The organism is Lysinibacillus sp. BPa_S21, assembly GCF_023337795.1.
Taxonomy (GTDB): Bacteria; Bacillota; Bacilli; order Bacillales_A; family Planococcaceae; genus Lysinibacillus.
The window spans coordinates 1-4759 of record NZ_JALIRS010000030.1 but is presented as its reverse complement, the minus strand read 5'-3'; the positions used below and the strand labels follow the sequence as shown (position 1 = coordinate 4759).

General features: G+C 31.5%; 3 protein-coding genes and 1 rRNA gene. All 4 read right to left on the bottom strand.

The annotated features are described in order from the left end of the window. Positions 1-333: 333 nt before the first annotated feature. Positions 334-1227 carry a patatin-like phospholipase family protein gene (locus tag MOK21_RS23565; RefSeq protein ID WP_249076384.1) on the bottom strand — a complete coding sequence of 298 codons (894 nt, stop codon included), beginning with the start codon at positions 1225-1227 and terminating at the stop codon, positions 334-336. Between the two features lie 192 nt (positions 1228-1419). Next, a complete protein-coding gene (locus tag MOK21_RS23560) occupies positions 1420-3102 on the bottom strand; it encodes a methyl-accepting chemotaxis protein (RefSeq protein ID WP_249076383.1) in 1683 nt (560 codons plus the stop codon). 28 nt (positions 3103-3130) lie between these two features. After that, a complete protein-coding gene (locus tag MOK21_RS23555) occupies positions 3131-4303 on the bottom strand; it encodes an ATP-grasp domain-containing protein (protein WP_249076382.1) in 1173 nt (390 codons plus the stop codon). A 335-nt stretch (positions 4304-4638) separates the two neighbouring features. After that, a 5S ribosomal RNA gene (gene rrf / locus MOK21_RS23550) occupies positions 4639-4754 on the bottom strand. Positions 4755-4759 lie beyond the last annotated feature (5 nt).

The window sequence follows — 4759 nt, the reverse complement described above, 5'->3', positions numbered from 1 at the left end:
AGCCAGGATCAAACTCTCCATAAAAAGAAATTTGATTAGCTCAAATTGTTTTGCTGGCATCATGTTTGATGTCCAAAATTTTGTTTTGTTCACCAACTCAAGGTTAGCTACTAAAAACTTTATTGATTACGTTTTGCTTGTTCAGTTTTCAAGGTTCATTTACAATTGTTATCTCTTTGTTAAGAGTTAACTTTTATATAATAACATGTTTTATACATAATGTCAAACAGTTATTTTATTTTTATATTGTTCTATTTGCATGTTCAACAGCAACTTTTATATAATACCATCTAATTCATAGAGCGTCAATAGTTTTATTCATTTTTTTAAAGTTTATAATCTAAATCTTGGCCACGTTTTTAAAAATTGAATAGTACGGTTTCTACCAATTTCTAAAAGCGTTTCTTTCGTCTCTTCATCTAAATCGAATTGAGTGGCGCTATAATCATCAACGGGAATGAAAATAATATCTCTTTCATGCCGTCTTGAAATATATCTTTCATCATGAGCATCTTTCATAGTAGAAAATAAAGCTTCAAATAGATTTAATCCATTTTTAATTTCATGTGGGTGCTGCTCTTCTCTACGTCTACTCAATTTAAGCCCTATAATCGGTCGCACTTTACGTCCTGCTCTATCATCAAATACCCATAACGGGAAATTACTCAATACACCGCCATCTACAATAACTGACTCTCCTTTTCCTGTTTTTAATGTAACGGGTTCAAAGAAAAATGGTATACCACAGCTCATACGTAAAGCACTTGCAACCGAAAAATTGTCCGCATCAATATGATAAATTTGTAAATCATCCGGTAACACGATCATTCTACCATTTGTTAAATCTGAGGCTACTAACTTTAATGAATCTCTAGGTAAATCTCCGAATGTATAAACACCTTTTGCCGCTAATTTCTGAAAAAACCATTTTTCTAATGCTTTTCCTTTATATAAACCTAGATGGTGATAAACATTAATCCACTTCATAAACGGGAATGGTAATATTGTTCTCCTTGGATCTAATAATGAAGGTACATCCAACTCTTCTAACATAGTCTGGATTTCTTTCCCACTATATCCTGCAGCAATAAAAGCAGCTAATATGGCCCCCGCACTTGTTCCAGCTACTCGTTTAAAGCGGAAATTTTCAGCTTCTAATACTTGATACGCCCCCACTAGGGCAAATCCCTTCAAACCACCACCAGAAAAAACACCATCAATCCACAAAATTCCCTCTCCTTTTTAAGGTAATCGTTACATTATATAAAGAGTTATATAAATTTAGAACGAATTCAATGAGTAATTTGTCGAATTTACATACAACTTTGATACTGGCATACAGATCTAAAAATAGTAAAAGGATTAGCTCTGTTCAAGTTAGAGCTAATCCTTTTAACTTAGTTTATGTTATTGCTTATATTACTTAATTTTAAAATGTGCAATTTGACCTTTCAAGTTTTCAACCATCTCATTTACTTGATTGGCTGTTCCAAGCATTTCTTCCATAAAAGCAGATTGCTCTTGCATAGTTGAAGCAATATTTTGGGTACCTGCTGATGTTTGCTCCAATGATTGAACAGTTGTCTCAGTAGTCCCTAATACTTGTTCAGAGCTTGCTGATATTTGTTCTACTGTTGAAGCAATTGATTGCGTTCTCATACTAATGTTTGAAATTAGAGATGAGATTTTTTTGAAAGTATCTCCAGCCAATCTTATTGCGACAGTCTCTTGATCAATTTCATTTACTACTCTCGTAATAGCGTCAACAGATTCATTAGAATTGTTTTGCATTTCAGAGATTAATTTAGTAATGTCATTAGCAGATTGGGCAGATTGTTCTGCTAAATGTCTTATTTCATCTGCAACAACAGCAAACCCTTTTCCATATTCACCCGCCCGGGCAGCCTCAATAGCTGCATTTAATGCAAGTAAATTAATTTGATCTGAAATACTTGTAATTACATTTGTAATTTGTCCCACTTCTATAGAACGTTGATGCATTTGTTCTGTCATTTGCATAGAGGCTTTTGAAAGCTCGTTAATCGAATCAATTCCTTGTACGGATTGTTGAATGACATTATTACCTTGATTGGATTCTTCAGATGTCTTAATAGATTCATCAGAGACATTCGTGGTAGATTCCGTAATTTCTACTATACCCTCTGAAATTTCTCTAATCGCAATTTGATTTTGAATAGCCCCATTTGTTACCATTTCGCTACTTACTGAAACTTCCTGAATCGCTGCCGATACCTGATTAGTCATTTCTGTCACTTGCTCTATACTTTGAGTCAATTCTTTAGACCCATTTGCTACATAGTCTGCTGTTAAGGATACATGACCTATAACTTCTTTTAGCTGTACTTGCATACTATTAAAACTTGATGCAAGTTGACCAATTTCATCATTACTTGTATTTTTTATTTCCTGTGTTAAATCACCAGCCGCAATTACTTTAGTATAATCTACAAGTTCATTTAACGGTTTAGAAATTCTTTTAGCAGTGAAATATGCTAATATACCACTTACCACAATAAATACAAGTCCTAATAATACACACACTTTTATTAATAAGTTTTCTAAATCAACTATAAAATCTGCATCTTCATCCAATCCTAAGACAGAATCTGTTCCTTGAACTTGTAAAAATGTAGACTTATGAGCACCGTAATCATCTATATAAATATCACTAGTAACCATTTTAGTTGTGCCTAGCGCTGCTTTTTGTTCATCTGTAAACGCTAGTGGAGATAAATACTTATCGTCATTTCCTAAAAATAAAATGACTTCTTTATTATCTACTTTACTCATAATGTACACATTTTCTAAATCATACTTTTCTTGAAATGCATTTCCTCTAGACAATAATTCTTGATATGCACTTTTGTTTGTTTTAGCACTATTGATTAATTCTTTATCAAATAGCTCATCAAAATCCTCCATTTTCATTGTTAAGCTCTCTTCAAACTGGGGAATAATATACCCATCAATTAAACGCTCAGCTACGAAAAAAATGGCAAAACTAAAAATTGTGCTTATAACAACAATAGGCATTAATACGTTTAATAATATCTTCTTTCTAATTGTCATACCTTTAAACATCATTAACGCTCCTAATCTGCAATAAAAATTAAACAAATTCCAATTCTTTTAATGTTATATATTGATTCAGATCTAAATTCAATAACCTTATATTCTCATTTAAATCCGGTGATTTATGAAATATTACAGCAAAAGTAGAGCTTTCATTCACTTTCATTGGTCGATATTCTAAAATTTCACCAAAATTTTGTTTAAATGCTTCATGATTAATAGATACAACTTGCTTACAATCAATAGAGGCATCTATTTCAGCACAACAAAAACTATAAATTGAATCATCCATTTGACTAACTATATTTCCCCAATCAGGCTTTTCTTGTTTAAAAAAGTACTCACATGCATTTACACCATATGCATGAACACCAAGTTCATTTGTACCGATACCAGCAAATCTAAGTGGATTTACTTCAATAGGAACAATCTGTTCATCATTATCGATGCGAATTTCAATATGTATAGGGGCAGACTTTAAAGCGAAGAACGATGAAATAGTTCTTAAAAACTCTTGAATTTTGTTGAGAGACTCATTTATTACTTGCTTACTCGTATAGTAAATTCTATCGCTCATGTCTTTCTCATGCCTAAACATTCTTTTAAAAAGATTTAAGATAACAGGTTCCCCATCTTCTGTAAAATATACATCAACAGCGTACTCATCACCTTCAATTAATTTTTCAATTATAAATGATTGATTATTAATAACTTCGATTGGATACTCTGAACCTGTAACTTCCATTTCAAATTTAAGTTGTTTAATAGTTTCTTGATATTCTTCTACCTTATCAATACGATGTACACCTATACTTGAATACCCTATAACAGGCTTAACAATAATAGGGAAAGGTAGAGCACTAGGATCTAATTCTTCTAATTCTTTTAGAGAAACTTCTGTGAAAAAAAAATCTTTATAATGTCTACTTAATGTTTTCCTGAAAGTAACTTTATTTTTCAAAATATCTGTAACAGTTGTTAAATAGTGATTAGGTGCATATTTTGATAAAATATTAAGTCCATTTTCAGAGTTAAAGAGAATTGGAGAATTCCCCTTCTCTAATTCAATCAACAAATCGTCTACCTTTTTTAAATTTATAGTAGATTCGTTTGGTATAAAAACTTCATTTAATTTTATTACCGGAATTTTATTCTTACTAATTGTGTCCGCTAATAGGTCCGAAACATAAGGTCTATCTAGTATTATCAATATTTACACTCCTATCTTATACTTTTTACATATCTATATCCAAATAGTATGTAAAAATAACTATTACCTATTTTAATATATAATACCTATAAAAGCCATAATTTTACCTCTTTATGCTATGGGTAATATTACATCGGAATTAACATGAAAGCATAATTAAATATCTAAATACTAATGAGCATATTTGACTATATAAAGATTAATTTTTGCTAAATTAAATAACTAAAAAAATCGAGAAGCTAATTTAAGCTTCTCGATTTTTTACTATTGATATATTACTATTTGTATAATTTTATATAAAAAAGACAGCCAGCATACAGCTAACTGTCTAAATTGCCTAGCGACGTCCTACTCTCACAGGGGGAAGCCCCCAACTACCATCGGCGCTAAAGAGCTTAACTTCCGTGTTCGGTATGGGAACGGGTGTGACCTCTTTGCCATCATCACTAGACATAT

Bases quoted from the DNA above. Each gene is read 5' to 3' on its own strand.
- MOK21_RS23560 (WP_249076383.1), bottom strand. From the start codon at position 3,102: ATGTTTAAAGGTATGACAATTAGAAAGAAGATATTATTAAACGTATTA.